Genomic DNA, 20,815 nt, shown 5'->3' on the forward strand with positions numbered 1-20,815 from the left:
CAGAAAAGTAGCCCATTGAGACCAATGCGCGCACCCGTGTCAGGTCTGCGTACTGGGCACCCGTAATGCCTGCACGCTCTGCGGTAACGCCTCCACAAACGGGCGACTGACTTTTTTCTGACAGGTGCGTGTTGTTTTGATCATGCCCTGTGAAAAATCAGACATCGCGTCCGAGAATTGTTGGGTAGACAGCTTTTTCTCGACATACAGGTCGATCAACCGGTGCTGAGTAACCGCAAACAAGGTGAGCTGAGTGAGCGGTACATTTATATTTCGCCGCCTGTGTTGGGCGATTTCATTATTGAGCTGAAGGCAGGTGGCACCGCCAAGGTCGAATGTGCGTATGTCCCCCACCGCTGCACGCCCTTCACCCAAGCTCAACACCAGCCACGCGATCATCTCAACCTGCTTCGGGCTATCACCCTCAAGCGGCCAGCTCGAAAACCGCCACTCACGAATAACATCTTGGGTGGCGCTCGAAAACGCCGGATGAGCGCTGTAAAAAATGTTCGGATCAACCACCGAACCCTCCGCGCTCACCATAACGTGCACCCGGACTACGCCGCTCATACCCATGCGTTGCAACTCAGTGGGGTATTGAGGCTCCACCTGGTAGATGAGCGATGGCGCAAACGTATCCGCACCCGCGTTTAAGCACATCAGTAACCCGACCAACACCACTAAACACTTCACTGCCATGCCCCACATTTGCTGATGCGCCAGGTCCACGCAGAAGCGGTCAATAATAAAAATGTGTAGCCAATTCTTGCAGGTCATAGGCTCCGAACCTCTCGTGGGAGGCTTCCGATCAAACCGCTCGCACAGCCCTTATAAACATCAGAACAGAGGCTTAATCTGTCGGTTTCAGGGCATTTCCCACATTTGAAACCTGTATTGGGCAGCGGGTCGTTTTATACCTGTGCGACATGTTCATAAGTGAACATGCCATGTGAGTTGTTTCCCTTCGTTTCAGATGAGAAGACCTGTCATTTTCGGTAACGAAAATGTAACGTTCGGGCCCGCCGATATAACAAGAAATTTGGAGCTCTTGAATGTTTGCTTTTTTCCGACCTGCCGCACATCAGGCCCCGCTGCCTGCTGAAAAAATAGACAGCACTTATCGACGCCTGCGATGGCAGATTTTCGCCGGTATCTTTTTTGGTTACGCAGGCTATTACCTGCTGCGTAAAAACTTCTCGCTGGCCATGCCGTACTTGATCGACGAGGGCTACACCCGCGGTCAATTGGGCCTTGCCATGTCGGCGATTGCCATCGCTTACGGCTTGTCGAAGTTCCTCATGGGCCTGGTGTCCGACCGCTCCAACCCGAGGTTCTTTCTGCCCTTTGGTTTGCTGATTTCAGCGGCCGTCATGTTCATTTTCGGTTTCGCACCTTGGGCAACGTCCAGCGTCACCATGATGTTCATTCTGCTGTTCATCAACGGCTGGGCGCAGGGCATGGGCTGGCCGCCCAGTGGCCGCACGATGGTCCACTGGTGGTCGCAGAAAGAACGCGGCGGTGTGGTCTCCGTGTGGAACGTGGCGCACAACGTGGGCGGCGGTCTGATTGGCCCGCTGTTCTTGCTGGGTATGGCCTGGTTTAACGACTGGCACGCAGCGTTTTACGTACCGGCCACCGTGGCGCTGCTGGTGGCGCTGTTTGCCTTTGTGACCATGCGCGACACCCCGCAGTCCGTCGGTTTGCCGCCGATTGAGCAATACAAGAACGATTACCCCGCCGGTTACGACGCAAGCCACGAAGACGAATTCAGCGCCAAAGAGATTTTCGTCAAATACGTGCTGCGCAACAAAATGCTGTGGTACATCGCCCTGGCCAACGTGTTCGTTTATCTGCTGCGCTACGGCGTGCTCGACTGGGCGCCGACGTACCTGAAAGAAGCCAAGCATTTCACCGTGGATACCACGTCGTGGGCGTACTTCTTCTATGAGTGGGCGGGTATCCCTGGCACGCTGCTGTGCGGCTGGATGTCGGACAAGATCTTCCGTGGTAATCGCGGCCTGACCGGCATTGTGTTCATGGCGCTGGTGACCGTTGCGACGCTGGTGTACTGGCTCAACCCGCCGGGCAACCCCACCGTGGACATGATCGCGCTGTTTTCCATTGGCTTCCTGATCTACGGGCCGGTGATGCTGATCGGTTTGCAGGCACTGGAACTGGCCCCCAAGAAGGCCGCCGGTACGGCAGCAGGCTTCACCGGGCTGTTCGGTTACCTGGGCGGTTCGGTAGCGGCCAGCGCAGCCATGGGCTACCTGGTTGACCACTTCGGCTGGGATGGTGGCTTCGTGCTACTCATCAGCGCTTGCCTATTGGCCATTGCGTTCATGATCCCCACCCTGCGCCACAAAAAAGAAGCCAGCGAAGAGCGTCATGCTTAACGCTTGATCGTTGTGCAGCGCTTGAGCCGCGCCTCCAGGTTTCGATCTGGCATGGCGTGGCTACGCAGGGCGCTTACGGTTTGCTCGACGTAATCGCGGGTGCTGCCGTAACGCCCGCTGGCGTTGGCCAGTACCTGATCCAACACGTCATCTGGCAGGTTGCCCGCATAGCTGGGCAAATGCCGCTCTAATACAAATCCCAACGCCTGAACCTGGCTGCCATCCTCAAGACGGCAGGTGAGCCAATGTGGCCGATAGGACGGCACCGGCATTTCGCGCAACCACAGCGCATAAAGTGCCGCATCGAGGTTTTCTTCCGCCAGCCGATAGGCAAAGCCGCTGCACGAACCACCGCGATCCAGCCCAAAGACCAAGCCTGGCCACTGCGGTGTGCCGCGATGTTCGTGAGACCACAAATACAGCCCGCGATGGTAGCCGTGCACACGGCCACGCACGCGTTCGACCGCTGCACATTCGGGTCGCCAGATCAGTGAACCATAAGCAAACAGCCACACCGGGCCACCTTTATGGCGCGCCATAGTGCCATGCAAAGAACGCAGCAATTGTTCGGGGGTCAACGGCGCCCCGAGGTCAAGTCGCGGGGGATAAGCAGGGGGCAGACAGGCAGATTCGATAACAGTCATAACAAATGAGGATGGGCCTTACGCGCCAGCATGAGTTAAACAACATCGCGTGCCGAATCTTATAGCACTCAAAAAGAAATGACTCGCGCCGCCAGATATATGGCCTGTCAGTGCTGTAAACCAACGCTACGCTCAGGTGTGTCTATGTTGATCTGTTCGGGTCAGGTTCAGGTTCCCCGCAACCAATCTCTCTATAGTCGCTCGCCACAGGCGCACGCCTAACTGCCAACAGAGGTCCACGCATGAAGAAATCAGGAATCTGTGGCTTGTTGATGTTGCTCAACGCCAGCGCCGCGATGGCGCAAGATGACACGCAAGAGAAAGACAAAGACTTTTGGTACGTACAAACCAGCGTCTACACCAAGCACTTTTCGCCCGACCCCGAGCACAATAACAACCAGGATCTGATCGGCCTTGAGTACCACGACCGGTCTGGATGGCTGGTGGGCGGGGCAACATTTCGCAACTCGTTTCGCCAGCGTTCGTACTACGCCTACGCCGGTAAACGCTTCGACAGCGACACGTACCCGGTGTATTTCAAGCTGACAGGCGGGTTGCTGGAAGGCTATCACGGCGAGTATCAAGACAAGATCCCGCTCAACCGCTTTGGGGTGGCGCCGGTCATTATTCCCTCAGTGGGCGCTCACTACGGGCCGGTCGCTGCCGAGTTGGTGTTGCTGGGGTTCAATGCAGCGATGATTACCACCGGATTGCGCTTTTAACGACAGGCGCGCGTGATTCTGGCGGGCCAGCAACGCGTAGCCGCTGCCGCAGGCGGCGTCCGATTGCGAAGCAATCGTGAAGACTGTCTGCGAGCAGGCCCTTGCGACGGCTGCGTCATTGATCACAGCCTCGCATTACTCCTCAGTTACTACCTGTCTAGTGCGTTGGATCAGGGCCGCGGACAGTACGCGAATACATCGGCGCGCATTTGGTGAGCGTCCATCCCTGCATTCACCAAAGCATCGAGGGTGCCGTAAACCATCGCAGGCGAACCGCTGGCGTAAACATACACGCGGCTCAAGTCGCTGATGTCTTCGCACACTGCTTCGTGCAACAACCCACAGCGCCCCTCCCAACCACACAAGTCACTCACGACTTTGTGCAAGTACAGGTTGGGGATTTTTTGCCACGCGTCCCATTCCTCCAAGGTGTAGAAGTCTTCTGGACGACGCACACCCCAGTACAAGTGCACGGGGTACGGGAAACCCTCCTTACGGCAATGCTCGATCAGGCTGTGCATCTGCGCCATGCCTGTACCGGCAGCAATCAGCACCAGCGGGCCGTCCGGTAATTGGGACAAATGCGTATCACCAAACGGCAGTTCAACGCGGATCATGCCATTGCGTTGCAATTGTTCGATCAGGCTAAGGGCGCTGTCTTCGCGTACCAGCACATGCAGCTCAAGATCACGCCCGCTGTGCGGCGCACTGGCCAGCGAGAACGCGGACTTTTCACCGTTCTCGCGCTCCAGCATCACGTACTGGCCTGCGTAATAACGCGGCGCCTTGCCAGCCGGCGCGCGCAGGCGCACCCGCCACACATCGCCGCCCACTTCTACGCACTCAACCAACTGACACGACACGGTTTTCACCGGCAACTCCCCTAACGCAAGCACACCGTCCCACAACACGATGCAGTCTTCCTGCGGCTGCGCCAGGCAGGTGTAAATCTCACCATGATCACGGGTCTCGCCCGCCTGCTGCACGCTGCCTTCTACCAGCAAGGCGGCACACACATGGCAATTACCGTTACGACAGCTTTGTGGGCATTCATAGCCCAAACGCTGCGCCGCATTCAAAATCGGCTCGCCAGGCAAGGTGTCCAACACCGCGCCTGATGGCTGCAAGGTTACTCGCATCAATCTATTCCTAATTGATTCCAGATGTCATCGACCCGGCGTGTCACCGCCTCGTCCTTGACGATGACTCGGCCCCATTCACGCGTGGTTTCACCCGGCCATTTATTCGTCGCATCCAGCCCCATCTTTGAGCCAAGACCCGATACCGGCGAGGCGAAATCAAGGTAGTCGATTGGCGTGTTTTCGATCATGACCGTGTCACGTTTGGGGTCCATGCGCGTCGTGATCGCCCAGATCACGTCATTCCAGTCACGCGCATTGATGTCGTCATCGGTCACGATCACGAACTTGGTGTACATGAACTGACGCAAAAATGACCACACGCCTAGCATGACCCGCTTGGCGTGGCCCGGATACGACTTTTTCATGGTCACAATGGCCATGCGGTACGAGCAGCCTTCAGGCGGCAGGTAGAAGTCGGTGATTTCCGGAAACTGCTTTTGCAGGATCGGTACAAACACTTCGTTGAGTGCCACACCCAGAATCGCGGGTTCATCCGGTGGACGGCCAGTGTACGTGCTGTGGTAAATCGGTTTGACCCGGTGGGTGATGCGTTCAACGGTGAACACCGGAAAGCTGTCCACTTCGTTGTAGTAACCGGTGTGATCGCCGTAAGGGCCTTCAGGGGCCATCTCGCCGGGGTGAATCACGCCTTCAAGGATGATTTCCGCGGTGGCGGGCACTTGCAGGTCATTGCCGCGGCATTTCACCAGCTCGGTGCGATTGCCCCGCAGCAACCCGGCGAACGCGTATTCGGACAGGCTGTCCGGTACCGGCGTCACCGCACCGAGAATAGTTGCAGGGTCTGCACCCAGGGCCACCGATACCGGGAACGGCTGGCCGGGGTGCTTTTCACACCACTCGCGGTAATCCAGTGCGCCACCCCGGTGACTCAACCAACGCATGATGACTTTGTTGCGGCCAATCACTTGCTGACGATAAATACCGAGGTTCTGGCGGTCCTTGTTCGGTCCCTTGGTAACGGTCAGGCCCCACGTAATCAACGGTGCCACGTCGCCCGGCCAGCAGTGCTGAACGGGCAACATGGCCAAGTCGACATCATCGCCTTCGATCACGACTTCCTGGCACACCGCGTCTTTGACGACTTTCGGGGCCATGGAAATGATCTTGCGGAAGATCGGCAATTTGGACCACGCGTCTTTCAGACCTTTAGGCGGCTCAGGTTCCTTGAGGAACGCCAACAGCTTGCCGATTTCGCGCAATTCACTGACCGACTCCGCCCCCATGCCCATCGCCACGCGCTCAGGCGTACCGAACAGGTTGCCAAGCACCGGGATCGTGTGGCCGGTCGGGTTCTCGAACAACAGCGCCGGGCCTTTGGCACGCAGCGTGCGGTCGCAGATTTCGGTCATCTCCAGCACTGGAGAGACGGGAATCTGGATGCGTTTCAACTCTCCGCGCTGCTCTAGCTGCTGCACGAAATCCCGAAGATCCTTGAATTTCATTGACGTTGGCACCCTCAAAATAGGCGTACATCCTACCTGCAATGCCGCCCGCTGGCAGCTTATCGCTGCTTAGCGGGCAGTATTGGCTTCACGCGGGCCGGACGGGTTTGACTCGGTCACGGTTTCAAACAGCGGCGCCACTACGGGCAGCATCAACTTGGCACCCGCTTCGGACAGATGATTGTCGTCGGTGTACAACGCGTCACCGTCCCGCTCAGCCCGACATAAACCGGTGGCATCGCACAGCTGTGGTGTAGGGTCCAGCACCTTGACGCCGGGGTCACTGGCAGCAATTTGAGCGAACAAACGGTTGATAAAGGCCGTGTGTTTGAGGTGATCGGCCAGCGGAAAACCGGTGCCCTCTGTGGGCTTGTTCAGCATCGCTAAACGGCTCAAGCGATAAGGCGGATTGAACGGCTGCAACGGCGCCTCTTTCATCAGCCACACACGATGGCCGGCCTGACGCAGCTGTTTAATGCGTGTGCGCAAGCCTTGCGCCAGTTGCTGCTCGGCCACCTCGCGGTCGTAATGGCCATCCGCTGCTTTCAGCGCATGACCCCGATCACCTTTGGCATCGCCATAAAGATAAAGGCTCCAGCGTGCCACCAACATCACGTCGCTCACCGGTTCGGTGTTCAATGTGCGCACCACACGACGGTTGTAGGCCGCACATCGAGCGCCGTGCTCCAGGCCTTCAAGGGGCAGACAACCCGCCGAGCTGGCCAGCATCACATTGACCCCGTAGCGCTCGGCGCTGTCTTGCAACGCAGGGATCAGCGCCGTGGCGTGGCTGTCGCCCCACACCAGTAACTGCGCAGGGGCATCGGGCGTGCCGTATCGGCAAAACGGCGTGTCTGCGGGGCTTTTGTCATCCGTGATGCAGGCCATCAATTCGGGCCGCCAGTGGCTGGCGTTGGCGTACTGCAACGCCTGCTCTGACAAACGCTGCGGCAAACCATCACTCCAGCGCAGCGCTTGCCCGGCCAAACCCAATACCAGGATGCCCACACCCGCGGCCGCCAGAATCTGCCGCCGCCCAGCTAACAGTCGACGCTCACGAAAGGGCGTTTCGACAAAGCGCCAGGACAAATAGCCCAAGATCAACGTCAGCGCGATGAGAGCGCTGGTCAAACCCGCGCCAAATTCACCCACGCTGGCATAGCTGCCAAACACAAAGACCGGCCAGTGCCACAAGTACCACGAGTAAGAAATCAGCCCGAGACCGACCATTACCCGCGTGCTCAACAAACGCCCCACCCAGGTGGTGTGATGCTCATTGGCCCAGATCAGTACCACCACCCCCAGTACCGGCAGTAATGCCGCGGCACCGGGGAACGGTGTGCTTTTGTCGTAACCAAAGACCGCCATCAGGACAAGCCCCAGCCCCAAGAGGCTGAAGCATTGCGCCGCCGCAGGTGTCAGGCGTTTTTGGGTGACAGGGGCAATGGCCAGCATGCCGCCTGCCAACAACTCCCACGCCCGCATCGGCAACAGAAAAAACGCCTTTTGCGGGTGCTGGGCAACGGCCCAGACGCTCAAGCCAAACGAAATCAGCAGCAGGCCGAACAACGCCAGTCGCCAGTGCTTAAAGCGAGCCGACAGCACAGTCAGTACCAGAGGGAAGACGATGTAGAACTGTTCTTCAACGGCCAGTGACCAGGTGTGCAGCAACGGTTTCAGGTCGCTGGCCGCATCGAAATAACCGTCCTGGCGCATGAACAGCAGGTTGGACACGAACAACACCTGGTAACGCACGGAGCGGCCCAGTTCTTCGTAGTCCTTGGGTGCCATCAAAAACCAGCCAGCCACAAGGACTGCCGCCAGCAGTACAAACAAGGCGGGCAGGATACGTCGCGCTCGGCGAGCCCAAAAATCCACGAAACTAAAACGCCCCGCTTCACGCTGGCGCCAGATGATCGAGGTAATCAGGTAACCGGAAATGACGAAGAACACATCAACGCCGACGAACCCGCCGGTGAAACCGGGCACCCCGAAGTGAAAAAGCACCACCGCTATCACGGCAATTGCGCGCAGGCCATCAATGTCCCTGCGATAAACAAGTGAACTCATAACGCTCAGCACCCGTCAGTAGAGTGCTGTTATTGACCGGCGCTCAGCGCAAACCTTCCTTTTTTTTGCCCAAAAAAAATGGCGCCCTTGCGGGGCGCCATTTTTTGATCGAGAAACCGTGTTACTTGCGTTTCATCGACAGGAAGAACTCATCGTTGGTCTTGGTCTGTTTCAGCTTGTCGATCAAGAACTCGATCGCTGCGACTTCGTCCATCGGGTGCAACAGCTTGCGCAGGATCCACATGCGTTGCAGCTCGTCATCGGCGGTCAGCAACTCTTCACGGCGGGTGCCGGAGCGGTTGATGTTGATCGCAGGGAAGACGCGCTTTTCAGCGATTTTGCGGTCCAGAGGCAGTTCCATGTTGCCGGTGCCTTTGAACTCTTCGTAGATCACTTCATCCATCTTCGAGCCGGTTTCAACCAGCGCGGTAGCGATGATGGTCAGCGAGCCGCCTTCTTCGATGTTTCGCGCCGCACCGAAGAAACGCTTTGGCTTCTCAAGGGCGTGGGCATCAACACCACCGGTCAACACCTTGCCGGAGCTTGGGATCACGGTGTTGTAGGCGCGGGCCAGACGGGTGATGGAGTCAAGCAGGATCACCACGTCCTTTTTGTGTTCGACCAGGCGCTTGGCCTTCTCGATCACCATTTCGGCCACTTGCACGTGACGGGTTGGCGGCTCGTCGAAGGTCGACGCAACCACTTCGCCGCGCACCGTGCGCTGCATTTCGGTCACTTCTTCAGGACGCTCGTCGATCAACAGAACGATCAAGTGAACTTCAGGGTTGTTACGCGAAATGTTCGACGCGATGTTCTGCAACATCAGGGTCTTGCCCGCTTTTGGCGGAGCAACGATCAGACCACGCTGACCTTTACCGATGGGCGCGCAGAGGTCGATCACACGACCGGTCAGGTCTTCAGTGGAACCGTTACCGATTTCCATCTTCATGCGTACGGTCGGGAACAGCGGGGTCAAGTTCTCGAAAAGAATCTTGTTTTTCGCGTTCTCGGGACGATCGTAGTTGATCGTGTCGACTTTCAGCAGTGCGAAGTAACGCTCGCCTTCTTTTGGCGGGCGGATTTTACCGACGATGGTGTCGCCGGTGCGCAAGTTGAAGCGACGAATCTGGCTAGGCGAGACGTAAATATCGTCCGGGCCGGCAAGATACGAGGCGTCAGCGGAGCGCAGGAAGCCGAAGCCGTCCTGGAGGATCTCCAGCACGCCATCACCGGAGATTTCCTCGCCGCTTTTCGCGTGCTTTTTCAGCAGGGAGAAAATCACGTCCTGCTTGCGCGAACGGGCCATATTTTCTATGCCCATTTGTTCGGCCAATTCGAGCAGTTCGGTAATCGGCTTTTGCTTGAGTTCAGTCAGGTTCATATAGGAATGACGTAATCATTTATGGAGGGGGGAAATTAAGCTTTTGGCTTAATGAGGCCGCGCCGCAGAGAAGGCGACAGGATCGCGTACTAATTCGATAAGGAGTGCGTCGGCGACGGCTTGCAGGGGGCAGTGGAGAAACCAGTGCGGGGCCGAATGTAACACTTGCTTTTCATAGCGTCTAGTCCTTGAGCCATGAAAAAGCCCCGCATTTTGCGGGGCTTTTATCGACACTTAAATGTTAGCGTCGAGGAATGCAGCCAATTGCGACTTCGACAGCGCACCGACCTTGGTGGCTTCGACATTGCCGTTCTTGAACAGCATCAGCGTCGGAATACCACGTACGCCATGCTTGGCCGGGGTTTCCTGGTTTTCATCGATGTTCAGTTTGGCAACAGTCAGCTTGCCTTTGTAAGTCTCTGCGATCTCGTCCAGAACTGGCGCGATCATTTTGCAAGGGCCACACCATTCAGCCCAGTAGTCGACCAGTACAGCGCCTTCAGCCTTGAGAACATCGGCCTCAAAGCTAGCGTCGGTGACGTGTTTAATAAGATCGCTGCTCATGGAAGTCTCCGTGGTTGTAAGCAAAAACGTAGCACATCATAGCCGTCATCACCGCGTTCAGGAAGCTGAGGCTTAATTGAGTCTGACTATAAAGAAGCATGAGTCAGAGTATGGCTGATGAATTTAAATATCGCGTCCGTGGGTTAACGCCTTTAATGATATGAAGCCAGACGTTACGAAAAATTGCTTGAGCCACATCAAGCCTTCTGACATCACGCGTTGGCGCGAGCGTTTGATCGTGGCACGATGGCGAAGTTATCGACCGAGACCCCTCAACCATGCCCCAATCCCAAGCCAAGAATCCGTCCCTGATCGCCGCCATTGATCTGGGTTCTAACAGCTTTCACATGGTGGTGGCCAAGGCTCAGAACGGTGAAATCCGTATCCTGGAGCGTCTTGGTGAAAAGGTGCAGTTAGCAGCCGGCATCGACGAAGATCGCAAACTCAACGAAGAATCCATGCAGCGCGGGCTCGATTGCCTGAAACGTTTTGCCCAACTGATCAACGGTATGCCTTTGGGCGCCGTGCGGATTGTGGGCACCAACGCCCTGCGTGAAGCACGTAACCGCAATGAGTTCATCGTGCGCGCCGAAGAAATCCTCGGCCACACAGTAGAAGTCATTTCCGGACGTGAAGAAGCACGCCTCATTTACCTGGGCGTGTCCCACACCCTCGCTGATACGCCGGGCAAGCGCCTGGTGGCAGACATTGGCGGTGGCAGTACCGAATTCGTCATTGGCCAGCGCTTTGAACCGTTGTTGCGCGAAAGCCTGCAAATGGGCTGCGTCAGTTACACCCAGCGCTATTTTCGCGATGGCAAGATCACCCCGGCGCGTTATGCACAGGCGTACACCGCTGCGCGCCTTGAGATCATGAGCATCGAACACGCCTTGCACCGCTTGGGCTGGGACGAAGCCATCGGCTCGTCAGGCACCATCCGCGCCATTGGCCTGGCCCTCAAGGCCGGCGGTCATGGCAATGGCGAGGTCAATGCCGAAGGTCTGGCGTGGCTCAAGCGCAAACTGTTCAAGCTGGGCGAGGTCGAAAAAATCGACTTTGAAGGCATCAAGCCTGATCGACGCACCATCTTCCCGGCCGGGCTGGCCATCCTGGAAGCGATCTTCGATTCTCTGGAACTGCAACGCATGGATCACTGCGACGGCGCGTTGCGTGAAGGGGTGCTGTACGACCTGCTGGGCCGCCATCATCACGAAGACGTGCGCGAGCGCACCCTCAGTTCGTTGATGGACCGCTACCACGTTGACCGCGAGCAAGCGGCACGGGTTGAGCGCAAAGCCTTACGTGCCTTCGACCAAGTGGCCAAGGCGTGGGATTTGAAAGACGGCGTATGGCGTGAATTACTGAGCTGGGCGGCCAAGGTGCACGAAGTCGGCCTCGACATCGCGCACTATCATTTCCACAAACACGGCGCCTACCTGATTGAGCACTCCGACCTTGCCGGCTTCTCCCGTGAAGACCAGCAAATGCTCGCGCTATTGGTACGCGGCCACCGCCGTAATATTCCCAAAGACAAGTTCGCAGACTTTGGTGAAGACGGCATCAAGCTGATTCGCCTGTGCGTGTTGTTGCGCTTTGCGATTTTGTACCACCACATCCGTGGCGACCAGCAAGCCTCGCAGGTAAAACTGCGGGCCGATGGCGATCACCTTGAAGTGATCTTCCCCGAAGGCTGGCTTGAGCAGAACCCGCTGACCCAGGCCGACTTTGAGCAAGAAGCACAATGGCTGACACGGGTCGGGATTGTACTGACGGTGTCCTGAATTGAGCCTGCGTAGCCGCTGGCGCAGCGGCTACGACACCGGGCGGTTACTTACACCGACGGGCCGGTGTTGACGGCCAATACCGGCAGGCTCAAACGCTCAAGCAAAGTGGCCTGGGCGCTGCGCGGGTTTTGGTTGCCGGTTGGTGTGTTGCGAATGTAACGCCCGTCCGACTGCAAGCTCCAGCTGTGGGTGTTGTCGGTCAGGTAGCACTCCAACTCTTTCTTGACCCGCAAAATCAGCTTTTTGCCTTCAATCGGGAAGCACGTCTCGACGCGCTTATCCAGGTTGCGCTCCATCCAGTCGGCACTCGACAGGAACATCTGCTCTTCCCCGCCGTTGAGGAAGTAGAACACCCGGGTGTGCTCCAAAAAGCGGCCGATGATCGAGCGTACGTGAATGTTGTGCGACACCCCCGCAATCCCCGGACGCAGGCAGCACATGCCACGCACGATCAAATCGATCCGCACGCCGGACTGGCTGGCCTTGTACAACGCACGAATGATTTTAGGGTCGGTCAACGAGTTGAACTTGGCGATGATGTGCGCAGGCTTGCCCTCCAGCGCGAATTGCGTTTCGCGGGCGATCATATCGAGCATGCCCTTCTTCAGCGTGAACGGCGCGTGCAGCAGCTTCTTCATGCGCAGCGTCTTGCCCATGCCGATCAACTGGCTGAACAACTTGCCGACGTCTTCGCACAGCGCATCATCGGAGGTCAGCAAGCTGTAGTCGGTGTACAACCGCGCGTTACCCGCGTGGTAGTTACCCGTGCCCAAATGCGCGTAACGCACGATCTCGCCCGCCTCGCGACGCAGAATGAGCATCATCTTGGCGTGGGTCTTAAAGCCCACCACCCCGTAAATCACCACCGCACCGGCCGCTTGCAAACGACTGGCCAGTTGCAGGTTGGACTCTTCGTCAAAGCGGGCGCGCAACTCAACCACAGCGGTCACTTCCTTGCCGTTACGCGCAGCGTCCACCAACGCGTCAACGATTTCGGAGTTGGCGCCGCTGCGGTACAGCGTCTGGCGCACGGCCAGCACATGCGGGTCTTTGGCGGCCTGCCGCAGCAAATCCACCACCGGGGTAAAGGACTCGAACGGGTGCAGCAGCAAGATGTCCTGTTTGCTGACCACGCTGAAAATATTTTCGCTGTTCTGCAACAGCTTCGGAATCGCCGGGGTAAACGGTGTGTATTGCAGCTCGGGATGGCTGTCCAGGCCCGTGATGCTAAACAGCCGCGTGAGGTTCACCGGGCCGTTAACCGTGTACAGCTCGGTTTCGTGCAGGTTGAACTGCTTGAGCAGGTAATCCGACAGATGTTTAGGGCAGGTATCGGCCACTTCCAGACGCACCGCGTCACCATAACGACGCGAGAACAATTCGCCGCGCAGTGCACGGGCCAGGTCTTCTACATCTTCAGTGTCGACCGCCAGATCGGCGTTTCGGGTCAGACGGAACTGGTAGCAACCCTTGACCTTCATGCCCTGAAACAAGTCGTCGGCATGCGCATGGATCATCGACGACAGGAACACGTAGTTATCGCCCGGCCCACCGACGTCTTCCGGCACTTTGATGACACGCGGCAGCAAACGCGGGGCGGGGATGATTGCCAGGCCAGAATCACGGCCGAATGCATCAATGCCTTCGAGCTCAACAATGAAGTTGAGGCTCTTGTTCACCAGCAACGGGAACGGGTGCGTAGGATCAAGGCCAATCGGGGTGATGATCGGTGCGATCTCATCGCGGAAGAATTTACGCACCCAGGCTTTGATCTTGGTGTTCCAGTGACGCCGACGAATGAAGCGCACCTGATGTTTTTCAAGCTCAGGCAGCAGGATGTCGTTGAGAATCGCGTATTGGCGATCGACATGCCCATGCACCAGTTCACTGATGCGCGCCAACGCCTGATGCGGCTGCAAACCGTCGGCACCGGCCTGTTCACGGGCGAAGGTGATTTGCTTCTTCAGACCCGCGACGCGAATTTCGAAGAATTCGTCGAGGTTGCTGGAGAAGATCAGCAGAAATTTCAGGCGCTCAAGTAACGGGTAGGACTCATCCAGCGCCTGCTCCAGCACGCGAATGTTGAACTGCAATTGCGACAACTCACGATGGATATACAGGCTGCTGTCATCCAGGCCCGGAATGGCAATCGTCGGATGCGCCGCGGCATGCGACTCGGCCGCTGCGGGCGCGTGTGCCTCGGGCGTGGGCGGGGTTTCAGAGACCTGCTCAACCATCGGTTGAGGCTCAGTGGCAACGAGTTCTGTCTGTCCTTCGGTATTCATTGAAAGTTCCTGATAAGAGCGGGTTTGACTCTCGTAACAGTTAAGCGGCGCGGCCAGTCAAGTTGACAGCCAGAATGCCACCAACGCCTGCGGGATTAAACCGCTCAAAGGCGCTTTATGCGGGCTGAGGCCTACTTAGAGGGTGATTTCGTGAAATTGTTCTGAGGCCAGTACCGCGTCGCCGCGACCATTGGGTAACGGACTGTGTAGACGGTTCGACTTTAGTCGGCCAAGCCGTGCGCAGCGCCATGTTGATCAGCGCCTGAAAAATCCCGTTTGCCCCAGACCTGAACGCGCGCGACCTTTATACCGACGCCTTATGAACAGCAGATGACAGCGCTCATGACGTAAGTCAAAACCATATGCATTGTAGGATTTGTTCACGACAAGACACATTTCGATACTTTCATACACGCGCTTGAAGGCGTAGGCTGCGCGTTCATTTCGCCAGCACCCAGACAATGCTCCAACAATTTCTTCAAGAATTCGGCTACTTCGCCCTGTTTCTAGGGACGTTCTTTGAAGGTGAGACCATTCTGGTTCTCGCAGGCTTCTTGGCGTTCCGCGGATACATGGACCTCAAACTGGTGATGATCGTGGCGTTTCTCGGCAGTTATGCCGGCGATCAGCTGTGGTACTTCCTGGGGCGCAAGCACGGCCGCAAACTGTTGGCGCGCAAACCGCGCTGGCAGCTCATGGGCGACAAAGCACTGGAGCACATTCGCAAGCACCCCGACATCTGGGTCTTGAGCTTTCGCTTCGTCTACGGCCTGCGCACCGTCATGCCTGTGGCGATTGGTTTGTCCGGCTACCCGCCGGGCCGCTACTTGCTGCTCAACGGCATTGGCGCGGCCATCTGGGCCATCGCGCTGGCGACTGCCGCCTACCACTTTGGCGCGGTGCTTGAAGGCCTGCTCGGCAGCGTCAAGAAGTATGAGCTGTGGGTATTGGGCGCATTGCTGGTGCTGGGCGTCTGCCTGTGGATCCGTCGGCGCTTCAAAAATGCGCGCCAGGCCAAACAAATCGCCCTTGAAGAAGCCAAACACAAGGCAGGCGAGGCTAACACTCCGCCAGCGGAGTAACCCTGGCTCTGCACGCGTACAGGCCCATCACGCTCAAGGCGCTGTAACTGAACAGGGCAACCCAGCCCCACGCGCTGGCCGGCCACAGCCCCGCCCACGGGGCCAGCCACACCAGCGGCACGTTCAGCGCCAGGCGCACCCCCTCAAGGCGCAATGCCCAGGGCCGATTCTCAAGCCCGGCCCCCAACACAAACAGACCTAGCGCCATGTAACCCCAGCCCAACAGCAATGCCTGGGGCGCTAAATGCTCGCCCAGATTGAGCAGATAACTGCCCAACCCCACATACACCGCAAATTGCAGGGCGATATACACCTGCTGCGGTAGCGCCAGCGCCACCTCAAACTTTTTGAATTGACTCAAATCGGGCTTGTTCACCGGGTGCTTGCCCGCCACATCCGCCGGGCGCCAGCCGGTGGGCATAAACCAGATGCGCACTTTGTCCCACCAGCGCTCAGTGCGCCGCGCATCAGCCAACAGTTGGGCATAAAACTGCCAATTGGCCCACAGCGGGTTCCAGCTCGACAGCGGCGTGGTCACGCCGAAAATGACCGGTTCGGCGTCATCTTCTTCCTGGAAGGTGCCAAACAGGCGATCCCAAAAAATGAACACCCCGCCGTAATTGCGATCCATGTAGAGAGCATTCTGCGCATGGTGAGCCCGGTGATTGGACGGCGAAACAAAGCACCACTCGAACCAGCCCAGCTTGGGCACGTGACGGGTGTGTACCCAGAATTGATAAAGCAAATTGAGCGTCGCCACGGTGACGAACACCAGCAACGGTACGCCAAGCACAGCCATCGGCAGGTAAAACACCCAGCCGAATATAAAACCGGTGCTGGTCTGACGCAGAGCGGTGGACAAGTTGTAGTCCTCGCTTTGGTGATGCACCGAGTGCGCCGCCCACAGCACATTGCGCTCATGCCCAAGGCGATGGTGCCAGTAGTAGCAAAAGTCATACAGCACGAACGCAAACAGCCACACCCAGCCACTGTCTTCGGGCAGCCTGATCAAGGCCAGATGGTCGAGCGCCAGGGCATAGGTCACCAGACCCACGCCTTTGGTCAGCAAACCGGTGGTGGTCGACAGCACGCCGGTGCTCAGGCTGCTGATGGTGTCGGCCAGCCGATAAGTGCGCATGCCGCGCCAGCGGTCGGCCAGCAGCTCAATCGCGATCAACACAAAGAAAAACGGCACTGCATACAAAATAAGCTTCATGGCGCACCCCGACCAATGTTCCTACAAGCGTAGGCCGGGTTTGCATGAACACCCTATGGCATCAAGTGCCAAATCAGGCGACATTAGCGCCATGTACTAGGAGAACCAACATGACCCAGAAAAAAGTGGCTGTGATTCTGTCGGGTTGCGGCGTCTACGATGGGGCCGAAATCCACGAAAGTGTTATCACCCTGCTGCGCCTCGATCAACGTGGCGCCAAGGTTCAGTGTTTCGCGCCCAACATTGCGCAGCTGCACGTCATCAACCACCTGACCGGCGATGAGATGCCCGAGTCGCGTAACGTGCTGGTTGAGTCTGCGCGCATTGCCCGTGGCAACATCAAGGATATCCGTGAAGCGAAGGTCGACGACTTCGACGCGCTGATCGTACCGGGCGGGTTTGGTGCGGCAAAAAACCTTTCAAGCTTCGCCACCGAAGGCGACAAATGCACAGTGCAAACCGACGTGCTGGCTCTGGCTGAAGCCTTTGCCGAAGCGGCCAAGCCGGTGGGCCTGATGTGCATCTCACCTGCCATCGCCGCCAAAATCTACGGCCCTGGCGTGACCTGCACCATTGGCAAAGATGCCGATACCGCCAGCACGGTGACCAAAATGGGCGCCATTCACCAAGAGTGCGAGGTGTCGGAGATTGTCGAAGACAAAGCCCGCAAGCTGGTCAGCACGCCTGCCTATATGTTGGCGCACTCCATCAGCGAAGCGGCGTCGGGGATCAACAAGATGGTCGACCGCGTGCTTGAACTGACCCACGAAGACGATTGATCACACACGCGTCAAACGCGTCAGGATGCGGTCCAGCGCATTGGCGAACGCTTGCTTCTCACGTTCGCCATACGCGCCCTGCCCGCCGCCCATTTGCCCTTGCTCGCGCAGGTCGGTAAACAAGTTACGCACCGCCAGCCGTTCACCCATGTTTTGCGGGTCGAACTCTTTACCACGCGGGTCCAGCGCGGCCACGCCCTTCTTCACCAGCCGGTCGGCCAGCGGCACATCGCTGCAAATCACCAACTCGCCGGGCACCGCGTGCTCGACCAGATAATCATCTGCCGCATCCGGGCCACTGGGCACCACGATCAACTTGACCAAGGCATACGTGGGCTTGATCTGACTCTGCCCAGCCACCAGCACCACTTCAAACTGACGCTTCAAGGCGAATTTTATAACTTGATCCTTCGCGGCCTTGGGGCACGCGTCGGCATCGATCCAGACACGCATGGGTGCGCTCCTGTAAAAAGTAGGGCCTCGCCCTGTGATCAAATAGCCAAAGCCTTTGGGCCCTCACTGCCGCGTAGGCCAGCGACTACAGAATGTACATCCACACGGTGTAGTCGCTGTCGAAGCGCTCGTAACCAATGGTGGTCTACGCAGCCTGCACCCGACGTTTTTCAGCCCATTTACTGCGGCTGTACAGCACGATGATGGCCAAAAGGGCGACGGCCTGTGCTCCGAGCGAATAAGCATCGGCATGAATGCCCAGCCAGTCGAACTCGAAGAACGGCACCGGCCGCGTGCCGAAAATACCGGCCTCTTGCAGCGCTTTCACACCGTGGCCTGCGAACACCACCGACAGCGCGCACAACAAAGCGGCGTTAATGCCGAAGAACATCGCCAGCGGCAATTTGGCCGAACCGCGAAGAATGACCCATGCCAGGCCGATCAACAGCACCAGCGCTGTAGCACCGCCGGCCAAGACAGCGTTGTGACCGGCCGGGCCCGCTTGCAGCCACAGGGTTTCGTAAAACAGGATCACTTCAAACAGCTCGCGGTACACCGAGAAGAACGCCAGAATCGCAAAGCCAAACCGCCCGCCACCGCTGACCAAGCTGCTTTTGATGTAGTCCTGCCACGCAGCAGCATGTCGGCGGTCGTGCATCCACACACCCAACCACAGCACCATGACGCTGGCGAACAGTGCAGTGCAACCTTCCAGCAATTCGCGTTGTGCGCCGCTGACGTCGATCACATAAGCCGCCAGCGCCCACGTGGCCAGCCCGGCGACCAATGCCAGCGCCCAGCCCACGTTCACACTGCGCACGGCCGATTGCTGGCCGGTGTTGCGCAAAAAGGCCAGAATCGCGGCCAACACCAGAATGGCTTCCAGGCCCTCACGCAACAAAATCAGCAAACCCGAAATGTAGCTCAACGACCCGCTCAGGCCATCGCTGCCCAGCAAGCCTGCCGACGCCTTGAGCAGCGCTTTGGCTGCCTCCAGACGCTGCTCGACCTGCTCAATCGGCAAGCCGTCCTGCAACGACTGACGATAGGCCATCAGGGCTTTCTCCGTGCTTTTACGCACGTTGCTGTCGACGTTATCCAGTGAGCTTTCAACCAGCTCAAAGCCTTCCAGGTAGGCGGCCACAGACAAGTCGTAGGCCTGTTCGCGATCCCCCGCGCGGTAAGCCGCCAGGCTTTTGTCGAGGGTGGCGCGGGTGTAATCGAGCAGTTGCGCAGGGCCACGCACTACCTGCGGCGGTTGCGCGCGTTGTGCACGGAAGGTGGCAGCGGCTTGCGGGCCTTCGGCGACCAGCACTTCATTAGGCGTTTGGCGCGCAAGGTCAGCCAGATTGTAGGTTTTGTCTGCCTTTGCCGCGTTTGGATCAGCGCTCAGGCCCGCGATGTAAGTGGCCAGGTCCCAGCGCTGACGCTCATCCAGCTGGTCGGCAAAGGACGGCATGTCGGTGCCTTCAACGCCCAGCCCCAACGTGTTGTAGATCGCGTACAGGCTCAAGCGGTCGAGGCGCCCGGCGTCGCGCAAATTGGCAGGTGGCGGGCTCATGCCCACGCCAGCCGGACCATCGCCAGCTCCGGCTTCGCCGTGACACACCGAACAATGCTGGGCGTACAACGGCGCGCCACGCGTGGGGTCTGGCGTGATGACCGGCGCCTGGCTGACCTCGTAGGCCACGGCCAGCTTGGCCCCCAACTGCCGCGCTTCACGGGCCACGGCGGCGCCGTCTTCGCGTTGCTCGATGGCGGTTTGCAGCGCGTTCACGCCCTGCGCCAGTTCAGCCCGTTCCGCACGCTCGGGCAAATCGGCAATCAGCCCTTTGAGAACGGCCAAAAACTCCAGTTGCTCGTGATACTCGGTTTCGTCGATGACTTTGCCATCTTCAACCGTAGGCGGGTAATCAGCACCAATGTAGTCAATGAGGTGAAGTGCCTGTGAGGCACCTTCCGGGGAGTTGGCAGACACAGCAAGGCTGCACAACGCGAGCACGGGCAGCATCAGCCATGCCAAAAAACGCGAGCGGGCGGTCATCGAAAAATCCGGCTGGAAATGAGAAGTAACACATTGTTCACTTCCCTTCCCAATGACTCAAGGTCTTTACGTCGTTGCGCGGTGCAGCGTGGCCAGAAACCCCGCCGCGCCCACAAACAAACCGGCAAACGTGCGGTTCATGCGCCGCTGTTGTTTGGGCGTGCGCAGCAAACGCAGCACCTTGGACGCCAACCCGGTGTAGCCGGCCATCACAATCAGGTCGACGCAGATCATGGTCGTGCCGAGGATCAAGTACTGAGACAACAGCGGCGCGTGCGGGTCAACAAACTGCGGTAACACCGCGAGCATAAACACCAGCGCCTTGGGATTGCTGACATTGACCAGGAAGCCGCGAAACACCAGCGCCAGCGGTTTGCCAATAGGACGTACGGCAGCGTCATCGCTGAGGTCAGCGGGCAAGGCGCGCCATTGTTTGATCGCGAGGTAGATCAGGTAGGCCACGCCAAACCATTTAATGGCGTAAAACGCGGTGGAGGACGCGGCGAGAATGGCGCCTACCCCGGCGGCAACGATGGCGATTTGCAAGGCCAGGCCCAGTTGCAGGCCGAGGGCGTTCCAATAGCCGCGCCAAAAACCGTATTGCAGCCCACATGACATCGACGCAATAGCACCGGCACCCGGCGACAGGCTGATCACCCAGGACGCCGCAAAAAAGGCCAACCATGTTTCCAGCGACATCGCACACCTCTCGGACAAAATCAGTAACACGTCCTTAAAGCTAATGCGCTGGCTGAAAATTAACCACTGGTTTTTTGCGCCACACCGTGTA

At 58.1% G+C, this 20,815-nt stretch carries 17 protein-coding genes; 5 read left to right on the forward strand and 12 right to left on the reverse strand.

Features of this window, described 5'->3' with window-relative positions; genetic code table 11:
• Positions 1–39: 39 nt before the first annotated feature.
• Positions 40–777 (reverse strand): TonB family protein, encoded by a 738-nt coding sequence (locus GYN01_RS15805; protein WP_203307423.1) that lies wholly within the window; start codon positions 775–777, stop codon positions 40–42.
• Positions 778–1,052: 275 nt separating this feature from the next.
• Between GYN01_RS15805 and glpT the strand changes: the two genes are divergently transcribed.
• Positions 1,053–2,396 carry a glycerol-3-phosphate transporter gene (gene glpT, locus GYN01_RS15810; RefSeq protein WP_048364698.1) on the forward strand — a complete coding sequence of 448 codons (1,344 nt, stop codon included), beginning with the start codon at positions 1,053–1,055 and terminating at the stop codon, positions 2,394–2,396.
• Here the strand turns inward: glpT and GYN01_RS15815 are convergent.
• Positions 2,393–3,040, reverse strand: a complete 648-nt coding sequence (locus GYN01_RS15815; protein ID WP_048400765.1) for a gamma-glutamylcyclotransferase — start codon at positions 3,038–3,040, stop codon at positions 2,393–2,395. The genes glpT and GYN01_RS15815 overlap by 4 nt on opposite strands.
• A 272-nt stretch (positions 3,041–3,312) precedes the next feature.
• Here GYN01_RS15815 and GYN01_RS15820 point away from each other — a divergent pair, with 272 nt between their 5' ends.
• On the forward strand, positions 3,313–3,762 hold the full coding sequence (locus GYN01_RS15820; RefSeq protein WP_048364768.1) for a hypothetical protein: 450 nt from the start codon (positions 3,313–3,315) through the stop codon (positions 3,760–3,762).
• A 170-nt stretch (positions 3,763–3,932) separates the two neighbouring features.
• Here the strand turns inward: GYN01_RS15820 and GYN01_RS15825 are convergent, their stop codons facing one another.
• From GYN01_RS15825 to trxA, 5 genes are all read right to left on the reverse strand, one after another.
• Entirely contained in the window at positions 3,933–4,901 is a 969-nt protein-coding gene (locus GYN01_RS15825; RefSeq protein ID WP_048400767.1) for a CDP-6-deoxy-delta-3,4-glucoseen reductase, read from the reverse strand.
• Entirely contained in the window at positions 4,901–6,367 is a 1,467-nt protein-coding gene (gene ubiD / locus GYN01_RS15830) for a 4-hydroxy-3-polyprenylbenzoate decarboxylase (RefSeq protein ID WP_048364701.1), read from the reverse strand. The genes GYN01_RS15825 and ubiD overlap by 1 nt, the downstream gene beginning before the upstream one ends.
• Positions 6,368–6,436: 69 nt before the next feature.
• Entirely contained in the window at positions 6,437–8,437 is a 2,001-nt protein-coding gene (locus tag GYN01_RS15835; RefSeq protein WP_203307424.1) for an acyltransferase family protein, read from the reverse strand.
• A 121-nt stretch (positions 8,438–8,558) separates the two neighbouring features.
• The gene (gene rho, locus GYN01_RS15840; protein WP_047272818.1) at positions 8,559–9,818 is read right to left on the reverse strand and encodes a transcription termination factor Rho; all 1,260 of its coding nucleotides are present in this window, start codon (positions 9,816–9,818) and stop codon (positions 8,559–8,561) included.
• A 234-nt stretch (positions 9,819–10,052) separates the two neighbouring features.
• Complete coding sequence (trxA, locus tag GYN01_RS15845) at positions 10,053–10,382, reverse strand: thioredoxin TrxA (RefSeq protein WP_016783018.1); 330 nt, start codon at positions 10,380–10,382, stop codon at positions 10,053–10,055.
• Positions 10,383–10,660: 278 nt separating this feature from the next.
• On the opposite strand from trxA, the gene ppx reads away from it, so the two are divergent.
• Positions 10,661–12,163, forward strand: a complete 1,503-nt coding sequence (gene ppx, locus GYN01_RS15850) for an exopolyphosphatase (protein WP_048364703.1) — start codon at positions 10,661–10,663, stop codon at positions 12,161–12,163.
• Positions 12,164–12,213: 50 nt separating this feature from the next.
• Here the strand turns inward: ppx and ppk1 are convergent, their stop codons facing one another.
• The gene (gene ppk1 / locus GYN01_RS15855; RefSeq protein WP_048364704.1) at positions 12,214–14,451 is read right to left on the reverse strand and encodes a polyphosphate kinase 1; all 2,238 of its coding nucleotides are present in this window, start codon (positions 14,449–14,451) and stop codon (positions 12,214–12,216) included.
• Positions 14,452–14,912: 461 nt separating this feature from the next.
• On the opposite strand from ppk1, the gene GYN01_RS15860 reads away from it, so the two are divergent.
• On the forward strand, positions 14,913–15,533 hold the full coding sequence (locus GYN01_RS15860) for a DedA family protein (RefSeq protein ID WP_048364705.1): 621 nt from the start codon (positions 14,913–14,915) through the stop codon (positions 15,531–15,533).
• On the opposite strand, the gene GYN01_RS15865 is transcribed toward GYN01_RS15860, so the two are convergent.
• Positions 15,511–16,749, reverse strand: coding sequence for a sterol desaturase family protein (locus GYN01_RS15865; RefSeq protein WP_048364706.1), 1,239 nt, complete (start codon positions 16,747–16,749; stop codon positions 15,511–15,513). The genes GYN01_RS15860 and GYN01_RS15865 overlap by 23 nt on opposite strands.
• Positions 16,750–16,859: 110 nt before the next feature.
• Here GYN01_RS15865 and elbB point away from each other — a divergent pair, with 110 nt between their 5' ends.
• Positions 16,860–17,528 carry an isoprenoid biosynthesis glyoxalase ElbB gene (gene elbB / locus GYN01_RS15870; RefSeq protein ID WP_048364707.1) on the forward strand — a complete coding sequence of 223 codons (669 nt, stop codon included), beginning with the start codon at positions 16,860–16,862 and terminating at the stop codon, positions 17,526–17,528.
• Here elbB and GYN01_RS15875 read toward each other — a convergent pair whose 3' ends face one another.
• The 3 genes from GYN01_RS15875 to GYN01_RS15885 all read right to left on the reverse strand — a co-directional run bounded on the left by GYN01_RS15875 (position 17,529) and on the right by GYN01_RS15885 (position 20,724).
• Entirely contained in the window at positions 17,529–17,981 is a 453-nt protein-coding gene (locus GYN01_RS15875; protein ID WP_048364708.1) for a YaiI/YqxD family protein, read from the reverse strand. It lies immediately after the preceding gene.
• A 145-nt stretch (positions 17,982–18,126) separates the two neighbouring features.
• Positions 18,127–20,025, reverse strand: a complete 1,899-nt coding sequence (locus GYN01_RS15880; protein WP_203307425.1) for a cytochrome c/FTR1 family iron permease — start codon at positions 20,023–20,025, stop codon at positions 18,127–18,129.
• A 66-nt stretch (positions 20,026–20,091) separates the two neighbouring features.
• Positions 20,092–20,724 carry a LysE family transporter gene (locus GYN01_RS15885; RefSeq protein WP_059762294.1) on the reverse strand — a complete coding sequence of 211 codons (633 nt, stop codon included), beginning with the start codon at positions 20,722–20,724 and terminating at the stop codon, positions 20,092–20,094.
• Positions 20,725–20,815: the final 91 nt, after the last annotated feature.

It is taken from the genome of Pseudomonas weihenstephanensis (genome assembly GCF_016812185.1).
In the GTDB taxonomy this organism is placed as follows: domain Bacteria; phylum Pseudomonadota; class Gammaproteobacteria; order Pseudomonadales; family Pseudomonadaceae; genus Aquipseudomonas; species Aquipseudomonas weihenstephanensis.

What these genes read in the sequence shown, in the direction of transcription:
- GYN01_RS15805 (WP_203307423.1), bottom strand. Translation starts at nt 777, where the DNA reads ATGACCTGCAAGAATTGGCTACACATTTTTATTATTGACCGCTTCTGC.
- glpT (WP_048364698.1), top strand. Translation starts at nt 1,053, where the DNA reads ATGTTTGCTTTTTTCCGACCTGCCGCACATCAGGCCCCGCTGCCTGCT.
- GYN01_RS15815 (WP_048400765.1), bottom strand. Translation starts at nt 3,040, where the DNA reads ATGACTGTTATCGAATCTGCCTGTCTGCCCCCTGCTTATCCCCCGCGA.
- GYN01_RS15820 (WP_048364768.1), top strand. Translation starts at nt 3,313, where the DNA reads ATGTTGCTCAACGCCAGCGCCGCGATGGCGCAAGATGACACGCAAGAG.
- GYN01_RS15825 (WP_048400767.1), bottom strand. Translation starts at nt 4,901, where the DNA reads ATGCGAGTAACCTTGCAGCCATCAGGCGCGGTGTTGGACACCTTGCCT.
- ubiD (WP_048364701.1), bottom strand. Translation starts at nt 6,367, where the DNA reads ATGAAATTCAAGGATCTTCGGGATTTCGTGCAGCAGCTAGAGCAGCGC.
- GYN01_RS15835 (WP_203307424.1), bottom strand. Translation starts at nt 8,437, where the DNA reads ATGAGTTCACTTGTTTATCGCAGGGACATTGATGGCCTGCGCGCAATT.
- rho (WP_047272818.1), bottom strand. Translation starts at nt 9,818, where the DNA reads ATGAACCTGACTGAACTCAAGCAAAAGCCGATTACCGAACTGCTCGAA.
- trxA (WP_016783018.1), bottom strand. Translation starts at nt 10,382, where the DNA reads ATGAGCAGCGATCTTATTAAACACGTCACCGACGCTAGCTTTGAGGCC.
- ppx (WP_048364703.1), top strand. Translation starts at nt 10,661, where the DNA reads ATGCCCCAATCCCAAGCCAAGAATCCGTCCCTGATCGCCGCCATTGAT.
- ppk1 (WP_048364704.1), bottom strand. Translation starts at nt 14,451, where the DNA reads ATGAATACCGAAGGACAGACAGAACTCGTTGCCACTGAGCCTCAACCG.
- GYN01_RS15860 (WP_048364705.1), top strand. Translation starts at nt 14,913, where the DNA reads ATGCTCCAACAATTTCTTCAAGAATTCGGCTACTTCGCCCTGTTTCTA.
- GYN01_RS15865 (WP_048364706.1), bottom strand. Translation starts at nt 16,749, where the DNA reads ATGAAGCTTATTTTGTATGCAGTGCCGTTTTTCTTTGTGTTGATCGCG.
- elbB (WP_048364707.1), top strand. Translation starts at nt 16,860, where the DNA reads ATGACCCAGAAAAAAGTGGCTGTGATTCTGTCGGGTTGCGGCGTCTAC.
- GYN01_RS15875 (WP_048364708.1), bottom strand. Translation starts at nt 17,981, where the DNA reads ATGCGTGTCTGGATCGATGCCGACGCGTGCCCCAAGGCCGCGAAGGAT.
- GYN01_RS15880 (WP_203307425.1), bottom strand. Translation starts at nt 20,025, where the DNA reads ATGACCGCCCGCTCGCGTTTTTTGGCATGGCTGATGCTGCCCGTGCTC.
- GYN01_RS15885 (WP_059762294.1), bottom strand. Translation starts at nt 20,724, where the DNA reads ATGTCGCTGGAAACATGGTTGGCCTTTTTTGCGGCGTCCTGGGTGATC.